13 protein-coding genes and 1 tRNA gene are annotated in these 19,189 nt (G+C 59.3%); 11 read left to right on the forward strand and 3 right to left on the reverse strand.

The window, feature by feature from the left end:
- The first annotated feature begins 71 nt into the window (after window positions 1-71).
- A complete protein-coding gene (gene hrpA, locus ABEB25_RS08630; protein WP_345735987.1) occupies window positions 72-3,851 on the forward strand; it encodes an ATP-dependent RNA helicase HrpA in 3,780 nt (1,259 codons plus the stop codon).
- 8 nt (window positions 3,852-3,859) lie between these two features.
- On the opposite strand, the gene ABEB25_RS08635 is transcribed toward hrpA, so the two are convergent.
- Window positions 3,860-4,759: a LysR family transcriptional regulator gene (locus ABEB25_RS08635; RefSeq protein ID WP_345735988.1), complete on the reverse strand. Its 900-nt coding sequence runs from the start codon at window positions 4,757-4,759 to the stop codon at window positions 3,860-3,862.
- Between the two features lie 88 nt (window positions 4,760-4,847).
- Here ABEB25_RS08635 and ABEB25_RS08640 point away from each other — a divergent pair, with 88 nt between their 5' ends.
- On the forward strand, window positions 4,848-5,552 hold the full coding sequence (locus tag ABEB25_RS08640; RefSeq protein ID WP_345735989.1) for a pirin family protein: 705 nt from the start codon (window positions 4,848-4,850) through the stop codon (window positions 5,550-5,552).
- 68 nt (window positions 5,553-5,620) lie between these two features.
- Here the strand turns inward: ABEB25_RS08640 and lpxB are convergent, their stop codons facing one another.
- Window positions 5,621-6,742 carry a lipid-A-disaccharide synthase gene (gene lpxB, locus ABEB25_RS08645; protein WP_345735990.1) on the reverse strand — a complete coding sequence of 374 codons (1,122 nt, stop codon included), beginning with the start codon at window positions 6,740-6,742 and terminating at the stop codon, window positions 5,621-5,623.
- 76 nt (window positions 6,743-6,818) lie between these two features.
- The gene (locus tag ABEB25_RS08650) at window positions 6,819-7,778 is read right to left on the reverse strand and encodes a Gfo/Idh/MocA family oxidoreductase (RefSeq protein WP_345735991.1); all 960 of its coding nucleotides are present in this window, start codon (window positions 7,776-7,778) and stop codon (window positions 6,819-6,821) included.
- Window positions 7,779-7,922: 144 nt separating this feature from the next.
- Here ABEB25_RS08650 and ABEB25_RS08655 point away from each other — a divergent pair, with 144 nt between their 5' ends.
- The 9 genes from ABEB25_RS08655 (at window position 7,923) to ABEB25_RS08695 (ending at window position 19,174) form a co-directional block, all read left to right on the forward strand.
- Window positions 7,923-8,576 carry an HAD-IA family hydrolase gene (locus ABEB25_RS08655; RefSeq protein ID WP_345735992.1) on the forward strand — a complete coding sequence of 218 codons (654 nt, stop codon included), beginning with the start codon at window positions 7,923-7,925 and terminating at the stop codon, window positions 8,574-8,576.
- A gap of 67 nt (window positions 8,577-8,643) precedes the next feature.
- The gene (locus tag ABEB25_RS08660; protein ID WP_345735993.1) at window positions 8,644-9,126 is read left to right on the forward strand and encodes a UvrB/UvrC motif-containing protein; all 483 of its coding nucleotides are present in this window, start codon (window positions 8,644-8,646) and stop codon (window positions 9,124-9,126) included.
- Window positions 9,127-9,192: 66 nt separating this feature from the next.
- Window positions 9,193-10,314 carry a protein arginine kinase gene (locus ABEB25_RS08665; RefSeq protein ID WP_345735994.1) on the forward strand — a complete coding sequence of 374 codons (1,122 nt, stop codon included), beginning with the start codon at window positions 9,193-9,195 and terminating at the stop codon, window positions 10,312-10,314.
- The gene (locus ABEB25_RS08670) at window positions 10,307-12,832 is read left to right on the forward strand and encodes an ATP-dependent Clp protease ATP-binding subunit (RefSeq protein ID WP_345736245.1); all 2,526 of its coding nucleotides are present in this window, start codon (window positions 10,307-10,309) and stop codon (window positions 12,830-12,832) included. The genes ABEB25_RS08665 and ABEB25_RS08670 overlap by 8 nt, the downstream gene beginning before the upstream one ends.
- Before the next feature lie 198 nt (window positions 12,833-13,030).
- Window positions 13,031-13,103, forward strand: a tRNA-Phe gene (locus tag ABEB25_RS08675).
- A gap of 168 nt (window positions 13,104-13,271) precedes the next feature.
- Entirely contained in the window at window positions 13,272-13,985 is a 714-nt protein-coding gene (locus ABEB25_RS08680; RefSeq protein ID WP_345735995.1) for an SGNH/GDSL hydrolase family protein, read from the forward strand.
- 96 nt (window positions 13,986-14,081) lie between these two features.
- Window positions 14,082-14,624, forward strand: coding sequence for a sigma-70 family RNA polymerase sigma factor (locus ABEB25_RS08685; protein WP_345735996.1), 543 nt, complete (start codon window positions 14,082-14,084; stop codon window positions 14,622-14,624).
- Window positions 14,621-16,024 carry a DNRLRE domain-containing protein gene (locus ABEB25_RS08690; protein ID WP_345735997.1) on the forward strand — a complete coding sequence of 468 codons (1,404 nt, stop codon included), beginning with the start codon at window positions 14,621-14,623 and terminating at the stop codon, window positions 16,022-16,024. The genes ABEB25_RS08685 and ABEB25_RS08690 overlap by 4 nt, the downstream gene beginning before the upstream one ends.
- 12 nt (window positions 16,025-16,036) lie before the next feature.
- On the forward strand, window positions 16,037-19,174 hold the full coding sequence (locus tag ABEB25_RS08695) for a PSD1 and planctomycete cytochrome C domain-containing protein (protein ID WP_345735998.1): 3,138 nt from the start codon (window positions 16,037-16,039) through the stop codon (window positions 19,172-19,174).
- Window positions 19,175-19,189: the final 15 nt, after the last annotated feature.

Below are 19,189 nucleotides of genomic sequence, written 5' to 3' on the forward strand. Positions count from 1 at the left end.
CCACGGATCATTTGCGATATGGGCCGGGCTGTGAAAGGCTGTGACTCCCCAGATTCAGCCTGCCCCCCGCCTTGATTCGTTACCCAGCCGACCTTCCCATCACTGCCCGTCGTGAGGACATCCTCGCGGCCATCCGCTCCAGCCAGGTCGTCATCCTGGCCGGGGAGACCGGATCTGGCAAAACCACGCAGTTGCCCAAAATGTGCTTGGAGGTGCTGGGGGAAGCGCGTGGTGTGATCGGCTGTACGCAGCCGCGACGTGTGGCGGCCATGAGCGTCTCCAAACGTGTTGCCGAAGAACTCGATGTTCACTGGGGCCGCGAGGTGGGTTGCAAGATGCGCTTCAGCGACGACACCACGCGGGACACACGCATCAAGTTCATGACGGACGGGATTCTGCTGGCGGAAATCCAGAGTGATCCCTTGCTGCGTGCTTACTCCATCCTCATTCTGGATGAAGCGCATGAGCGCTCCCTGAACATTGACTTTTTGTTAGGCTATTTGAAGTCGCTCCTGGAAAAGAGGCCCGACCTGAAGCTGGTGGTCACCTCCGCCACGATTGATACAGAGGCTTTTAGCGCCCACTTTGGTAGTGCGCCCATCATTGAGGTCTCGGGACGTCTTTATCCGGTGGACATCCGGTACAAGCCCGTGGGAGACAACGATGATGATCCCAGCCATCTCGATGCCGCCATTGCCGCCGTTGAAGAAGTGCTCATCGAAACGGACACTGGCGATGTCCTCGTTTTCATGCCGACCGAACGCGACATCCGCGATACGCGGGATGCTCTGGATGGCCGCCTTGGCAAAGGCATTGAGGTGCTGGCCCTGTTTGGCCGCATGGCCTCGAATGAGCAGCAGCGCGTCTTTTCGCCTGGGTCGAAGCGCCGTGTCATTGTTGCTACCAACGTGGCGGAGACCTCCATTACCCTGCCCCGCATCCGCTATGTCGTGGATACAGGACTGGCCCGCATGAGCCGTTACAATCCACGCACACGCACCAAGCGGCTGCCGGTGGAAGCCATCAGCCAGAGCAGTGCCAACCAGCGTGCAGGCCGTGCCGGGCGTGTGCAGGATGGCGTATGCGTCCGCCTCTATGAGGAAGAGGACTTTAACAAGCGCTCCCGCTTCACGCAGCCGGAGATTCAGCGCTCCAACCTCGCCGAAGTCATCCTGCGGATGAAAGCCTTTCGGTTAGGCGAAATCGAAACCTTCCCTTTCATCAATCCGCCTGTCAGCGCCTCCATCCGTGCCGGGTATGACTTGCTGCATGAACTGGGTGCCCTGGGTGAAACCCATGAGATGACGGCCACTGGGCGGGAATTGGCCAACCTCCCCCTGGACCCTACCCTGGGCCGGATGCTGCTGCAGGCCCGTGAAGAAGGCTGCCTGGAGGACATGCTCATCATTGCCGCCGGCCTAAGCATTCCAGATCCCCGCGAGCGCCCGGAAGACAAACGTGAGCAAGCCCAGGCTGCGCACAAGACTTTTGCCTCCCCCGAATCGGATTTTCTCAGCCTGCTGAAGATCTGGAGCCATGCCCCAGATCCCGATAACTCGGGCAAGAACGCCCTGCGCAAATACTGCAAATCCTACTTCCTCAGCTTCACCCGCATGACCGAGTGGCGGGATGTCTGGCAGCAGTTGCGGGACACGTTTCGGGAAGATCGGAAAAAGGCCACGTTGCCCCCTGTCGCGGATCCGGCAAAAGCCCAAACCAGCGCCGCTTCCCCGTGGGACAAGGCCGAAGGCCAAGCGGCCAAACAGGATGCAGCGACTCTTCGCGATCACGCCATCCACCGCTGCATTTTGGCTGGGCACCTCGGTCACATCGCCACCCGTCTGGAGCGCAACCAATACAAGGCTGCGGGCAATCGTGAGGTGATGGTCTTCCCTGGCTCAAACCTTTATGAGCGACGGGAGAAACAGGGCAAACCAGGCCAGGAAAAAACGCGCCAGCCACTCTGGATTGTCGCGGGAGAGATCGTACAGACCTCGCAACTTTTCGCCCGCTCCATCGCCCGCATTGATCCCCAATGGGCCGCCGAGCTGGGCGGGCATCTGCTGGAGCGGCGCTACAGCGAACCCCACTGGAGCGCCAAGGCGGGGCGCGTTCTCGTGACCGAGCGCCTGCTTCTCCATGGCCTGGAGGTGAAACGCCAGCCGATTGACTTTGGCAAGATTGATCCCGTGGCGGCCACGCAGCTTTTCATCCGTGGAGCGCTGCTGGAAGGCACCACCAATCTGCCGCACCGCTTCTTCCAGCATAACCAAAAGTTGCGTGACCGCCTGGAGGCTACCCTCACCCGTGTGCGTAGCAGCCGTGTGTATGCCATTGAAGAACATCTTTTTGAGTTCTACCGGGCGCGGCTGGCGGCCATTTCATCCGTGCATGACCTGAACAAGCTGGTGAATGCACGCATCCGCGAGGAGCCCGGTTTCCTGTGTGCCCGCGAAGAGGATCTCACCGGCGGGGATGACCTCTCCTGCGATTTGGAAATGTTCCCCGATGCCGCCTCCATGGGGAACAGCGTGCTGCCGATCAGCTACGCCTACAAACCCGGCCAGGAAGATGATGGCGTGACCGTGCAGGTGCCCCTGCCCATGGCGGAACATCTCACCAGCGGACAGGTGCTGTGGATGGTCCCCGGACTGCGGGAAGAGCAGATCACCACGCTGCTGCGGGCGCTGCCCAAAACGGTGCGCCGTGACCTCATGCCGCTGGAGGCCAAAGCGCGTGAGATCGCCAAAGACTTTGACCCGGGTCGCCTGGATTTCCATGAAGCCCTAGCCACCTTCCTCCGCCAGCGTTATCGCCTGGATGTCAAGGCCACCGACTGGAATTCGCAGACGCTCCCGGCCTACCTGCAGCCTCGAGTCGAGGTGATGGGCCAGGGTAACAAAACCGTGATGGCCAGCCGGGATGTGGACAACATCCGCGAAACCATGCGCAAGCAGGAACGCAAGTCCGATGCCTGGGATCTGACGGCCAAACGTTTTGAGGATTATGCCTTGTCCTCATGGTCCTTTGGCGATGTGCCGGAAACCGTGCTCGTGGAAACGATCAACGGCGTGCCTGTACTCGGCCACCCAGGCCTCATGCTGCGAGACGATGAGGTGGACCTCCGTCTTTTCAAAACCCCGGAAGAAGCCCGCAAACACACACCGGCAGCCGTACGCAAGCTGGCGGAGAATCTGCTGGGCAAGGACATCGCCTGGCTGCACAAAGAACTGCGTGTACTGGAGGTCAAAGCAGCCCCCCAAAAGACGCTGAATTTTCAAAGCGGTCTCGCCGCCCTGGGTTCTGCCCCGTCTCAAGCTGCGCCTGCGGAGAACAAAGCCGCCACAGCCTGCGACCACATCCTGGCCCATGCCCTGCGTCTGGAGCCGCTGCTGCCGCTGACGCAAAAACGCTTCCTCGAAATGTGCGAACGCACCCGCCGGGACCTGCCTGGATTAACGCATCGAGTTCGGGATCTGCTGAAGCAATGCGAAGACCTGAAACAAAAGATTCTGGCCTATCCCAAACGTTACGCCGGACTGGAGCAGGACATTGCCCGCCTGCTGCCACCTAACGTTTTATCCGTCACCCCGCACGCCCAGCTTCAGCATTTGCCCCGTTATCTGAAGGCCATCCTTTTGCGCGCAGAACGCGCGGCGAACAATCCCGCCAAGGACATCGACAAGGCAGCAGCGGTGGCTGATTTCAACACTTGGCAGCAAGAAGTAAGCGATACCAATCGCGAAGCTTTCCGCTGGCTCTTTGAAGAGTATCGGGTGTCCATCTTTGCCCAGGAGCTGGGCACGGCGCAACCGGTGAGCGTGAAGCGCTTGGAAGCTCTTTTGGGCTGAAACAAGGCTTAACGGGAAGCATGATCCACTTCGCCAGCGCGCTTCAGCTCTTCCACAAACACGGCCAGCATCTTGTCATTCTTGTGACGGTCCAGCATGCCCACCGAGATCTGCAACGGCTCGGGCTGAGGTTGCAGCGTCTTGAGAACCACGCGCTCTGGGATGAGGCAGGCGATGCGCTCCACCACCAGGGCGATGCCCAGGCCCGCATCCACCGCTGAAATGAGGCTGGTGACACCGTCGCATTCACTGGCGATGCGCGCATTGATGCCCTGCTGCTTGAACCAACCGCCGATGAAGGCCCAGTAGTCCGGGTACTCTTTCTGGCTGTAAACGACCAGTCGCTGCTCATTGAGATCCTGAGGGGTCAGGGTCTTTTTCGCCAGCAATGGATGCTGGCGGGAGACGGCCACGCGCCAGGCCTGTTTTTGAACGGTGGTCCAGGTGATATCGGGGATGTCCTTGATGGTCGGCACCGTCACAATGATGTCGAGCGTGCCTTTTTGCAGGCCATCCACCATTTCGTTATTGGTGAGGTCTGCCAGATCCACACGGGCCCTCGGGTGCACTTGCGTGAAGGCCTCGATGGCCGGAGAAAGGATGCCCGCGCTGAGCGAGGGTGAGTAGCCCACGCGGATGGTCTGCGCCTTGGCCGTGGCCCGCACGCGCTGCTCCAGGGCATCGGCACGCTCCAGCAGATGGCGCCCATCTCGCAGCAGCAGCTCCCCTGCTGGCGTGAGGGAAAAGGAGTGAGCTCCACGTTCCAGCAAGATGACGCCCAGCTCATCCTCCAGGCCCTTGATCTGGCGGCTGAGCGCCGGCTGCGTGAGGTGCAGGCGGGCGGCAGCGCGGCTGATGTTGCCATCTTCGGCAGCGGCAATGAAGGAGCGCAGGGGACGGAGTTCCATGTTGGGATGAAGCATACGCCATCCGCAGTCTCAGGCAAACAGAGCCGCATTGGCGAATGAAGACGTTATATCGCAGTATCCTCTCGCCATGAAAACCACACTTCGTAAATCCCATGAACGCGGCCACGCCGACCACGGTTGGCTCAATAGCCAGCACACCTTCAGCTTCGCGGACTACTATGATCCTGCCCACATGGGCTTTCGCAGCCTGCGGGTGATCAATCAGGACCGAGTCGCCCCTGGCGGCGGTTTCCCCACCCACCCACACCGGGACATGGAAATCTTCAGCTACGTGCTGGAAGGCACCCTGGCCCACAAGGACAGCCTGGGGAACGGACGTGAACTGAAACCCGGCCAAGTGCAGCTCATGAGTGCAGGCAAAGGTGTGCTGCACAGTGAGTTTAACCCCTCCAAGTCCGAGACAGCCCACTTCCTGCAGATCTGGATTCAGCCTGAGGCGCGAGCCCTGGTGCCCAGCTACACCGAGTGGCACCCCGATCCCGCCAAGGAGAAGGAGCCCAAGGTCCTCGTCATCTCCCACGATGGCCGCGAAGACTCTGCCACCATCCATCAGGACGCCGATGTCTATCGATTGCGCCTGGGTGCCAGCGACAGCGTGGCCCATGAAGTGAAGGCCGGGCGCGGCGTCTGGTTCCAGCTCATCAAAGGTGAAGCCACCATCAATGGCCAAGCCCTGAAACCTGGCGATGCGCTGAGCACCGAGGATGCGGGCACGCTGACGATCACTTCGGCGGGTGCCGAGACGGAAGCGCTGCTCTTTGACCTGGGCTGATTGCCACCTAACCAAAAACCCTGTGTTCTCCCCAAGGGCACAGGGTTCTTTGTTTTCAGCAGCGTGAATTACAAAACGGCCATTACCGTCTCTGCCGCACGGCGATAGGCCCCGCCCTGCCCCAGGGTGGCCACCACTTCAGCCAGATCTTCCTGGAGATTCCGGCGCGTGACCTCATTCGTCAGCAGTTCCACCATTTCAGCCGCCAGCGTATCTGAAGTTAAGCCGCCCTGGACAAGTTCCTTCACCACATCCCGCTGAGCCAGCACATTGATGATGCCGATGTTCTTGATGCGCACCACGGTCTTGGCCACCGCATACGTTAGGCCATTGACCTGATACACCAAAGCGTACGGCAGACCGAAACAAGCCGCCTCCAACGTCGCCGTGCCACTGGCCACAGCGCCCACCTGGGCACGTTGCATGAGGTCATACACCGTGCCCACTTCGATCCAGCGCTTGGCTTCAGGAAAAGCCGCAGCATCTGCCATCTCGCGCATCAGGCCCGCTAGATTTTCATTGGCAGCGGACACAGCAAAACGGACGTTTGGCTGCACCATGCGGATGGCTTGAGAGGCCTGTAGCATAATGGGGAAGAGACGCTTCACCTCATTCTTCCGGCTACCCGGGAACCAGCCCACCAGGCCGGGCTCGCGCTCCCAGTTGCGGCGCAGGGTTTCCACCCGGTCTACCATGGGGTGCCCGCTGAATTCGGTGGGCAAGCCGCTCTTTTCATAAAACTCCTTCTCGAAGGGAAAGATGCAGATCATGAGGTCCAGCACCTTCGCCATCGTCTTCACGCGACCCTTTTTCCAGGCCCAGACCTGAGGGCTGATGTAATAGATAATCTTGCCCGTGTAACCTTGCGCACGCAGCTCCTTGGCCACGCGCAGGTTAAAGCCCGGATAATCCACCAGCACCACGGCATCAGGGCGCTGCTGCATCACGGCGGCCACAGTGGCATTGAAGCGCTTCTTGAAGTAGCCGTACATTTTCAGCACTTCCCACAGGCCCACCACGCCGGCCGTTTCCACCCAGTCATCAATACCCTTCCCCGCCGCCTCGACCATTCGGGGCCCGCCGAGACCGCTGATCTTCAGCGCGGGATCCAGGGCGAGGAGTTCCTTGATCAAGCCCGATCCATGCGTGTCTCCGCTGACTTCACCGGCGATGATGTAGAGGTGGGGCATGGGTTGCTGTCGCTGATCCGTTATATGCAGGGGTTTGCCGTGGATTTTAAAACCACAACAGACTTCAGTTCATCCTTCAGCCCGCCAAAGCTGCGTTCTTTTCAATCTGATCCGTGATCTCCAGCGCGATGCGCACGGCTTCGGCACCTTCCTGGCCAGTCACCACCGGGCGTTTGCCATGGCGGGAGCATTCCACAAAGGCGGCGATTTCCAGCTTCAGGGGCTCGTCCTTCTCCACTTCCACGGCTTCGCGGACGATCTGCATGCCGTCTTTGCGGTAGATCCAACCGCTCTGTTCCTGGTAATCGAGCGAGAGGTAGCTGTCCTGCTGGAAGACGCGGATTTTGCGCATCTTCTCGGGGCTGATGCGACTGGCAGTGATGTTGGCGATGCAGCCGTTGGCAAACTTGAGGCGTGCATTGGCGATGTCCTCGCGCTTGGTCAGCACGGGGATGCCCACGGCATCAATCTGAATGAGGGGGGACTTTACGAGATGGAGAACGATCTCGATGTCGTGGATCATCACATCCAACACCACACCGATGTCCATGCTGCGATTCGGGAACGGCGAAAGGCGATGCACCTCGATGAAACGCGGCTGGTCCATGCGCTCTTCGAGCTGGCGGAGCACGGGGTTAAACCGCTCAATGTGCCCCACCTGGAGAATCACATTTTTCGCCTGGGCCAGCTCAATCATGGCCTGGGCCTCGGCATAGGATTCGCTGATGGGCTTTTCCACCATCACATGCACGCCCTTTTCCATCAGGGGTTCGGCCACACGACGGTGGTAGATCGTCGGCACGGCCACCGTGGCGGCATCCACCCGGCTGGCAAAATCTCCCAAGTCACTGGCTGCCAGGGTATTGTATTGGGCGGCAAAGTCGGCCGCGCGTGCCGGGTCGGCATCATAGACGGCGGCAAAGACGACGCCCCCTTCGCTGCGGGCGGCGATTTCCGCCATGATGCGGGCATGATTTTTACCGATGGCACCCACACCGGCGACACCGATGCGGAAAGGTTGGGCTGCTGATTCCATGAAGCCTCAGCGTTAATGAGGACGAAGCCGGGAGGCAAGAGGAAAGGAGGCAGCCAAACGACCTTGGTCGCCCAAAATCTGGCCCCGGCTCATTACCTCCGTCCCGGCCTTGCATCGCTAGCCGATCCCCGCCATAAAGCCGCCATGCCCGGCCCCGTCCTCCTTTCCGATATTGGCAACGTCCTGACCTTCTTTGACTTCAGCGTCGCCGCCCAGCGCGTGTCAGAGCGCTGCCCCTTCCCGCCCGAGGCCCTTTCAGAGAGGCTGGACGACATCAAAGGCCCTTTTGAAAATGGCGACATGGACGATAATACCTTTGTCCGCGCCGCCATCCAGGCCCTGCAATTTGAAGGCACCCCTGCGGATTTTGAGGCCATCTGGTGCGATATTTTCACCGAGAACGAGGCCATGAAACGCACCCTGGCTCCCCTGGCAGGGAAGGTGCCCATGAAGCTCCTTTCCAATACCAGCGGCCTGCACAAGGACTACCTCCTGCGCACCTATGATATCTTCCGCCCCTTCAGCGGCGGTGTTTATTCGTACTCCGCCAAGTGCAGCAAACCCGGCGAGGAGATCTTCCAAGTGACCATCCGGGAACTGGGGCTCGACCCCGCCCAGACCTTCTACATTGACGATCTGGAGGCCAACATCACCACCGCCCGGCGGCTCGGTTTTCAAACCCACCTCTACCACCCCAGCGCACATGCCCTCCTAGAGGCAGAGTTGAATGCATGGGCGGCCCAGCACGGCCTAGCCGCGGGACACCCCCCTGTTGACGCGAGAATCTCCCTGCCCTAGCTGTACCTCTGGCACGTGACATGCGTATCAGTATGCAGAGGCCGATCAGCCAGGAATCCCTACCCCTATGAAATGTGACGTTTGCGACAGTGAAGCCACCGTGTTTCTGACCCAGATCATCAATGGGCAGATGACCACGGTGAATCTCTGCGATGCCTGCTCCAAGGCCAAGGGCGTCACGGACGAGACCGGGTTTGGTCTGGCGGAGGCCTTCCTCAGCCAACCCCAGCCCGCCATCAGTGCGGAGACGGCTTGCCCGGCCTGCGGGTTCACTGCGGCGCAATTGAAAAAAATCGGTCGCATGGGCTGCCCGGAATGTTACGGCACCTTTCGTGAAGGCCTGGATGGGCTGCTGAAGTCCATGCACAAAGGCACCCGCCATGTGGGCAAGGTGCCGCACCAGATCGTGACCCAAAACGCCCTCGTGGGTAACCTGGGCCACTTGCGGGAGGAACTGGCCAGTGCCGTACGCGACGAGCGCTATGAAGACGCTGCCCGCCTGAAATCTGAAATTGACCTTCTCCAGGCCAAGCTGCCCAGTCATGCCTGACGCTTCATCGTTGTGCATCTGATCGAACAAAGCGCAACGTTATCCATCTAAAGAATCATCCCCCCGATGCGATTCACCACCCTCATCAAACACCCCGCTGACTGGATGAAAGGCAGCGGGCCGCATTCAGACGTGGTCATGACCTCCCGGGTGAGACTCGCACGCAACCTGCGGGGCTTCAGCTTTCCCGGCTACTCCGCCGAACGGCAGCGCGTGGAGTTGCTTGAACTGGCCCGTCCTTGTGTCGAGTCCCTACCTGAAATGACCGATGGCTACAGCGAGGAATACACCGGGCTGACCAAAATCCGCAAACAGGTGCTGGTGGAACGCCATTTGGTGAGCCGTGAGCACGCCGCCCGCGCCGCTGGCTGTGCCGTCGTTGTGGACCGCAAGCAGAGCCTCTCCATCATGATCAATGAGGAGGATCACTTCCGCATTCAGGGCATCCGCGCCGGGCTGAATCTGCGCAGCGCCTACGCCCTGGTGGACAAGGCCGATACAGCCCTGGAATCCATGCTTCCTTACGCCTACGACGACCGTCTGGGCTACCTCACCGCCTGCCCCACCAACCTGGGTACAGGCATGCGGGCCTCCGTGATGCTGCACTTGCCAGCGCTCGTGCTCTCAGACCAGATCAACCCCGTCATCAAGGCTGTGGGCAAGATCGGCCTGGCCGTGCGCGGCCTTTATGGCGAAGGTACCGAGGCTTTGGGCAATCTTTTCCAGATCTCCAACCAGCACACACTGGGGGAAAAGGAGGGGGAAATCATCGCCCAGATCGAAAAAGTCATCGAGCGAGTCGTCAGTTCCGAAATGAATGCTCGCCAGAAGCTGCTGGAGGACAACCCCACCATGCTGCATGACCAAGTGGGCCGCGCCTTCGCCATTCTACGCTACGCCCACATTTTGACCTCAAAAGAGGCCCTGAACCTGCTTTCCCTCCTGCGCCTGGGAGCAGATATGGATCTGATCCCCAACTGCGACCGGAGTCTGCTCGACATGCTTCTGCTCGAAATCCAACCCGCCCACCTCCAGCTCAGTGCTGAGCGCGAACTCTCGCCCGAAGAGAGGGACGCCCGCCGCGCGGAAATTACCCGGGCGCGGTTGCAAATGCTGACCGGCCCTTCTAACGTTTCTACAAGCAACTCAACCTCAGAGGAAAAACCCTCTGGTTCCAATGATGAATAACTTTACTCCACGCGCCCAACAGGTCCTGGCCCTTGCCCGCAAGGAAGCCGACCGATTCAACCACAACTACGTTGGTACCGAGCACCTTCTGCTGGGCTTGATCAAGCTCGGCCAAGGGGTGGCGGTCAACGTTCTCACCAAACTGGGTCTCGACCTGGAAACCGTGCGCCTCCAGGTGGAGCAGCAGGTCGGCTCCGGTCCAGAAACCAAGATGGTGGGCAACATCCCCTACACCCCAAGGGTGAAAAAAGTCCTGGCACTGGCCAGCAAGGAAGCGAAAGCTCTGAACCACAGCTATGTGGGCACCGAGCACATCTTGCTGGGCCTGCTGCGCGAAGGTGAAGGCGTGGCCGCCCAGGTGCTGCGCAACCTGGACATCAATCTCGACAAAGCCCGCAACGAGATCCTCAAGGAACTGGACCCTAACTTCTCCGGCAGCAACGAAGAGGAAGAAGAGGACTCCGAGCCTGTGGCTCCCAGTGGCAACACTGAGGACGACAAGAAGAAGAAAAAGAACGAGAAGACCCCTGCCCTGCGCGCCTTTGGCCGTGACCTGACGGAAACCGCCCAGAAAGGCGAGATGGACCCCGTCATCGGACGCACGGAAGAGATCGCTCGCGTCATCCAGATCCTTTGCCGCCGTACCAAGAACAATCCGGTCCTCATCGGTGAAGCCGGTGTGGGCAAGACCGCCATTGTCGAAGGGCTGGCCCAGGAAATTGCCGCTGGTAATGTCCCTGAAATCCTGCGCGACAAAAAAGTGATCACCCTCGACCTCGCCCTCATGGTCGCAGGCACGAAGTATCGCGGTCAGTTTGAGGAGCGCATCAAGGCCGTGATGGACGAGATCCGCCGCGCCAAGAACGTCATCCTTTTCATTGATGAGATGCACACCATCGTCGGTGCCGGCTCTGCCGAAGGCACGATGGATGCCAGCAACATCATCAAGCCCGCCCTCAGCCGTGGCGAGCTCCAGGTCATCGGTGCGACGACTCTGAACGAGTTCCGCAAATACATCGAAAAAGACTCCGCCCTGGAACGCCGCTTCCAGCAGGTGAAGGTGGAAGAGCCTTCCGTCGAAGACGCCATCCAGATCCTCATGGGCCTGAAGGGCAAGTATGAGATGCACCATAAGGCCAAGTATGCCAACGAAGCCATCACCTCCGCAGTGAAGCTGAGTTCCCGCTACCTGACCGCCCGCTTCCTGCCGGACAAGGCCATCGACATCATGGACGAAGCCGGTTCCAAGGCCCGCATCGCGGCCATGACCCGCCCGCCCGAGCTGAAAACCATCGAAGCTGAGATCGAAACGATCCGCATCGAGAAGGAAACGGCCATCAAGGACCAGGACTTCGAGAAGGCCGCCCGCCTGCGCGACAGTGAGAAGAACACCAAGAAGCGTTACGACGACATCCTGGAATCCTGGCGCCAGAACAACAGCGAACGCATCGTGGATGTGTCCGAAGACGACATCATGTCCGTGGTTTCCAAATGGACTGGTGTGCCGCTCCAGCGCATGGAAACAGCCGAAGCCCAGAAACTGCTCAAGATGGAGCAGGAACTGAAGGGCAAGGTCATCGGCCAGGACGAAGCCGTCATCGCCATCAGCAAGGCGCTGCGCCGTTCCCGCGCGGACCTCAAGGATCCACGTCGCCCAATTGGTTCCTTCCTCTTCCTGGGCCCCACAGGCGTGGGCAAAACCTTCCTGGCCAAGAACCTCGCCGAATTCATGTTCGGCAGTTCTGATGCGCTGATCCAGCTCGACATGTCCGAGTACATGGAGAAGCACACCGCCAGTCGCCTCATCGGCGCACCTCCTGGATATGTCGGGTATGAAGAAGGTGGCCAGCTTTCCGAAGCCGTGCGCCGCCGCCCCTACAGTGTGGTGCTGTTCGACGAGATCGAAAAAGCTCACCCGGATGTCATGAACCTCCTTCTCCAGATCCTGGAAGAAGGTCAGGTGACCGACAACTTCGGCCGCAAGATCGATTTCCGGAACACCATCGTCATCCTGACCTCCAACGTCGGCGCTGAGACCATTAAAAAGCAGTCCAGCCTGGGCTTTGCAGCCATGGCGCAGGGCGAGGCCGACAATGCCAGCATCAAGGGCAAGCTGTCCGAGATGGCCAAGAAATTCTTCAAGCCCGAATTCCTCAACCGTCTGGATGACCTCATCGTCTTCCGCATGCTTGAGAAGGCCGAGCTGGCGAAGATCGTGGACCTCGAAATCAACAAGGTGGTCAACCGTCTGAAGAGCAGGAACATCCACATCACGCTGGACGAAAGCGCCGTCGAATTCCTGATGAAGGAAGGCTACGATCCGCAGTATGGGGCGCGCCCCATGCGCCGGGCCGTGGAGAAACACATCGAAGATCCTCTGGCCGAGCACGTCCTGGGTGGCACCGTCCACGAAGGCGATACGGTCAAGGTCAGCTTCGATGCCGAAAACAAGCGCCTCAAGTTCGCTGCCGAGTCCCCCGTTCGCGAGGAACCTGCCGTGGCCGAAACCAACGCATAAGTTCACCGATTCCAAACCTTCAAACTCAAAGGCGGGCCTGCCAAGGCCCGCCTTTTTTACATCATGGGCTTGAGACAGGATTTCTTTGCTCAGGTGTTTTAATATCCAGCGCGCCAAAATCTTCACCCAAATGACAAAAACCCGTTGCATCCCCTCCCAGCCTTTGCCACTATCGCGGCCCGCCAAATCAGCGGGAATGGCTCAGTAGCTCAGTCGGTAGAGCAGGGGATTGAAAATCCCCGTGTCGGCGGTTCGATTCCGTCCTGAGCCACCTCCTTACTCTAAGGAAGTGGCAAACAAATCCTCCAGGATTGTCCGCGTAGAGACGACGGAACTGATTTTTGGATCTCAAAATCTGCTGTGACTGGACAGCCTCGTTTCTCTCCACTGGGTGGCGCATGATCAAAGCGGTGTGACGGACCCGTATGACTCCCGCCTTATGACTTTCCGCACCCGACTCCTCCTTCCTTTCTTTGGCCTTCTTGCCGGACTGAACCTCAATTCGCCACCCTCCCTGAAAGCTCAAGAGAGCAAAGTTGGCAGCAGCTATACCAAGGTCCTATTCCTGGGCAACAGCATCACCAAGCATGGTCCCAAGGCCGATATCGATTGGACAGGCAACTGGGGCATGGCCGCTACCTCGGAGGCCAATGACTATGTACACCAGGTTATGTCAGGACTGACGGCCAGACAGAGAACCGCTCCCGCCATGCTGGTGAAAAACATCGCCGACTTCGAGAGAGCCCACGTCGGTTACGATCTGGACGGCAAACTCGCGGAAGCCTTCGCCTTCAAGGCCGACCTCATCATCCTCGCCATCGGCGAAAACGTGCCGGCGCTGAAGACCGATGAAGCCAAGGCGGCCTTCAAAGCAGAGACCATGAAGCTGCTGCAAAAGCTCCAAGGTGAACACAAGCCCACGATTCTCGTTCGCAGTTGCTTCTGGGCGAATACGATAAAGGACCAGATCCTCCAGGAATGCTGTGAGGCGGTGGGCGGCATCTTTGTCAACATCAGCACCCTCGGCAAGGAAGAGGCCAACTACGGTCGGGCCGAGCGCCCCTACAAACACTCTGGCGTGGCAAACCACCCTGGGGACAAAGGCATGAAGGCCATCGCCGAGGCAATCCTGGCCGCGCTGCCTAAATCTTGAGGTTTTACCCGAGATCTCTCTGGGGAGAGCAGCCCCGACAGATATTTTTTCAAATAGGTGTCCAATTCGTGTTCAACCCTGACCTTCCACTGTTGCATGGCCACCTTACCCCCAGATCCAGCCGACCAGACGGAGACCTATCTCCGGCTGCTGACCCAGCACGACCGCTGGCTGGCGGCGTATGTTTACAGCTTGGTGGCCAGTGCGGCGGATGCGGATGACATCCTCCAGGAAGTGAAGGTGACCCTGTGGAAGCAGTTCGCCAAATTTGAGCCTGATTCCAACTTTCGGGCCTGGGCCCGAAAGATCGCCACCAACCAGATTCTCAACTACCGCCGATCCGAGAAAAAACGCTCGGTTTCATCCTCTCTCGATGAAGCCTTCATCGAGGCAGTGGCGGCAGAGATTGATCAACGTGCCGATGCCCTGGACCTCAAGGCGGAAGCCCTGAACCTCTGCCTTCGCAAGCTGCCCGAGGCGCATCGGAAGATCGTCGTCTGGCGCTACTATGAAGACTGCGGGATCGAAGAAATCGCCATCAAAAGTGAGCGCACGGTGGAAGCTGTGTACCGCTTGCTGAGCCGCATCCGCCAGGCACTGAGCGAATGCGTGAACCGCCAGATCGCCCCCACCCCATGAATACCTCCGACTCATCTCTGGACCGTATCCAGCGTGCGCTGGAAGGCCTCCTCCCCCCAGAGGAGCATGAGGCGCTGAAGGCCGATGTGATCCGCGATGCGAATCTGCGTGCCCTTTATGTGGAGCAGGTATGGCTACACTCCACCCTGCGGGCGCAGAGCGAGTCCCTCGTGGGCCTGCTAGACATCCCAGAAGACAATGCGCCTACTCAGGCTGCGACGAAACCTCTGCGCCGCTGGCCGATCGCGCTCTGGTCCGCAGCCGCAGCGGCTTGTGTGACCTTGGCAGCCAGTGTTCTCATGCCGGGCAAAAGCTCCCCAGCCCTTCCCCTGGTCGCCACCTTGATTCAAGCGGAGAACTGCCGCTGGGCAGGTTCGGATCTCCCCACCGCCGTGGATTCCCAACTGGGCACCGGTAAGCTCGCCCTCGTCGAAGGCATCGCCACGCTGAAGTTCAAGAGCGGTGCGACGGTGACGATGGAGGCTCCAACCACATTGGAAATTCTCACCGCCATGCATTGCCGCCTTATCGAAGGCACCCTCACAGCCGAGGTTCCGGAACCCGCCCACGGTTTCACCATTGATACCCCCGACATTCAGGTGGTGGATCTGGGCACTAAGTTTGGAGTGACCGCAGGTTCGGCAGGCAATTCCCAAGTGCGCGTCTTTGAGGGAGAAGTCGAAATCGGCGGTCTTAAAGATGGCAAGATCAAGCGCCTGACTGAAGGCAAAGGTCTGCATGTCGGCTCGGGCAACACTTTGTTAGGCCAGGAACCTACCCGAGGTGAAGCCGTCCAAGAAGCGGGTGGTTGGACGGCCATCCCAACCTCGTTTGGTCGCGGCAAAGATGGTTATGCCCGCCGGGGGGACAATGGCGCACCGATGGGCACTCATCCGCTCATCATCGTCAAACACACGGACCTGGCACCCGGCATGAAAAATGAACGTCGCGCCATCCTCACCTTCGACCTTTCCCAGATCCCAACAGACCGGATCGAGGAAGCCCAGATCGTGCTGGATCCGGAGCCTAGCGGCTTCGGCTTCTCCGCCCTGGTGCCGGATGAATCCCGATTCTCCGTCTATGGAGTGACCGATGAAAAACTGGATGCCTGGGATGAAAAGCAGATGACCTGGGCTTCCATGCCGGGCTGCAACGATGCCGGACCCGATGCTGACAAGCTGCGCAAGCTGTCTGAGTTTTGGATCCCCCGTGGCGGCTCCGGCGGGCCACTCACTGTGCGTGGCGATGAACTCGCAAAATTCATTCGCGAAGATACCAACGGATTTGTTAGTTTTGTCATCGTCCGTGAGACAGGCGAAACCGATCCTTCTGGCCTCGCCCATGCCTTCGCCGCCAAAGAGCACCCCACTGCCCGCGCCCCGCTGCTGCGCCTCAAATAAATTTCCCCGACCATGACGAAGCCAACCATCATCCTGATCGCCTGTCTCACGACGACGCTCGCCTCCGCTGCCGACGACGCCCAACGCGCCGCCATGCAGTTCTTTGAGAAAGAGGTGCGCCCCGTGCTGGTGAACCGCTGCTACGAATGCCACGGTGAGAAAAAGCAGAAGGGCAGCCTGCGGCTGGATAACATCGGCTTCATCAAGGCAGGCGGTGATTCCGGCCCGGCTCTGGTAGCGGGAGATCCAGACAAATCCCTTCTCATCGAAGCCGTGCGTTATCAGGAGCCGGAATTTGAGATGCCACCGAAGGAAAAGCTTCCTGCCAAGGAAATCGCCATCTTGGAAAAGTGGGTGAAGATGGGCGCGCCCTGGCCAGAAGCAGAAGCCGCGCGTGTCAGTGTGGATGAAAACGGCTTCACCGATGAAGACCGTCAATACTGGGCCTTTCAGCCGCTGACCAAGCCCACACCACCGGACATCCAGAGCCCCTGGATCCGCAATGATGTGGACCGCTTCATTGCCAAAAAGCATCAAGAGTTAGGCCTGACACCCGCTGCCGAGGCCGACCGCCATGAGCTGGTGCGTCGTCTCTATTTCAATCTCCATGGCCTACCACCCACTCAGGAGCAAACAGAGGCTTTCGTGAAAAGCACCGATCCTAAAGCTTATGAAAAGCTGGTGGATGAGCTGCTCGCCAGCCCCCGTTATGGTGAACGCTGGGCGCAACATTGGTTAGACCTCACCCGCTACGCGGAGAGTGATGGCTACAACCAGGATGCCTTTCGTCCTGCTGCCTGGCCTTATCGCGACTACGTCATCAAGAGCCTGAATGACGACAAGCCTTACGACCAGTTTGTGCGCGAGCAACTGGCCGGGGATGAGATTGCCCCCAAAGACCCGAATGTGCTGGTGGCCACCTCCTACCTGCGCAATCCCATTTACGAGTACAACCAGCGCGATGCCCGCAGTCAGTATGAGGTAGTTCTGACGGACATGACAGACAATGCAGGGGAGCTTTTCCTGGGCCTCAGCTTCGGCTGCGCCAAATGTCATGACCACAAATTCGATCCCATCCTGCAAAAGGACTACTACGCTCTGCGCGCCTTCTTCACCCCTTTACGCTGGCGCGATGACTTGATCCTGGCCACCGATGAACAACAGGCAGAGTTTGCCAAAAAAGAGTCTCCTTACAAGGCGGCCACGGCCCACATCCAGGCAGAGATTGATAGCATCATCGGCCCCATGATCGAACGCAACGTTCAGAAGGCCTATGAGCGCTTCCAGGCCGACATCCGCGCCATGGTGGACAAGAAGCCTGAAGAGCGCGCTCCCGAAGACTGGCAAGCCTCCTACTTCTGCGAACGACAGATGGAGTATGAGCGCGAACGTTTCGATGCCCTGAAGTCCATCAAGGATCCCAAGGTCAAGGCCCGCTACCAGGAACTGACAGAGGAGTTGAAGAAGTTCGACCATCTCAAGCCCGAGCCCCTGGTGAAAGCTTTCGTCGCCACCGATGCCACCTCCAAAGGTCCACGCAACCCCCTCAAAACCCGCAAGGGGGAACTGGATGTGCAGCCCGCCTTCCTCACTCTGCTAGAACCCAAAGAGCCCGCGATCAACCCCCTGGAAAAATCCACCGGTCGCCGCAGTGCCTTGGCAGCATGGATCACCCGTCCAGAGAACCAACTCTCCACCCGCGTCATCACCAATCGCGTTTGGCATTATTTGTTCGGCAAAGGCATCGTCGAGACACCGAACGACTTTGGCAAACTGGGCGACGTACCAACGCACCCCGAACTGCTGGACTACCTCACGCAGCGTTTCCTCGCAGGCGGCTGGAGCCTGAAAAAACTGCATCGCGAGATCCTGCTTTCAGCCACCTACCGTCAGACAGCCCATCGTGAAGTGCCCGCCATCGCGGCGAAGATTGACCCCTCCAACAAATTCCTGTGGCGCTTCAATCCACGCCGTCTGGATGCTGAGCAAATTCGCGATGCCATGCTGGCCGCCAGCGGTGAGCTGGATGCAAACACCGGGGGCCCCTCCACCGATGGCAACGGCACCCGCCGCTCCATCTACACCATCAAGAAACGTAATAGTCAGAATGAACTCCTCCGCAGCCTGGATGCCCCCGCCGGTTTCTCCAGCACCTCCGAGCGTCAAAGCACCACCACCCCGACCCAGGCGCTGCTTTTGCTGAATGGCGACTGGACACTGACCCGCGCCCAAAAGCTGGCAGCACGTATCTCCAAAATCGAAGACATCTGGCAATACACCGTCGGCCGTGCACCCACGAAAAAGGAACTCGATCTGGCTGAGAAATTCATTGCCCAGAGGACCGCCACGCCAGCGATCGAAGAACGCCCCACGGCCATGACCAGTGCTGAACTCGCCACCGCCAGCCAGTTCAAGGAGAACACCCCGCAGGAACGCCTGATCGCCCGCACCGCTGAAAAAGAAGGCGATGAATTCACCCTCGAGGCTGTCGTCAAACTGGACAGCGTGGATGCCAATGCCTCCGTCCGCACCATCGCCTCTCGCTGGAACAATGGGAAAGACAACGTCGAAGCCTTCGGCTGGAGCTTAGGCGTGACCGGTGAAAAATCCCGCTTCAAACCTCGCAACCTCATCATCCAACTGGTGGCGGAAGACGAGAACCACAACATCACCTATGAACCCGTGGCTTCGGATCTACGACTGGAACTCGGCATTGAGTATCATATCGCTGTCAAGGTCTCCTGCAGCGCTCACACCGTCACCTTCCGGATGAAGCAGGTGGATAAGCCGAATGCTGCCCAGCTCATCTCGGTGGTGCCCCACACCGTGCGCAGCGGCCTCAGCAGCGGCTCGTCTTCTCTGGTCATCGGTGGCGTGCATAAGCGTGCAGCCTCTCACCAATGGGATGGCAGCATTGAGGCCGCCCGTGTCGTTCGTGGCATCATTCCAGACGAAGATCTCTCGGCCGATGCCGCTCAGTGGAAAGCCCCTGCCCTGGTCACCTGGGATGTGCGCGAGCCCCTGCCAGACACCCTTGCTTGGTCCAGCGCCGAAGCCTCCAGCCCCGGCATGGTGGATCCCCACCAACGCGCCCTGGCCGACCTCTGCCACGTGCTGCTGAACGCCAACGAGTTCTTCTACCTGCATTAAGTTTTAGCCCCCTTC

The sequence above is a fragment of the Prosthecobacter algae genome (genome assembly GCF_039542385.1).
Taxonomy (GTDB): Bacteria; Verrucomicrobiota; Verrucomicrobiia; order Verrucomicrobiales; family Verrucomicrobiaceae; genus Prosthecobacter; species Prosthecobacter algae.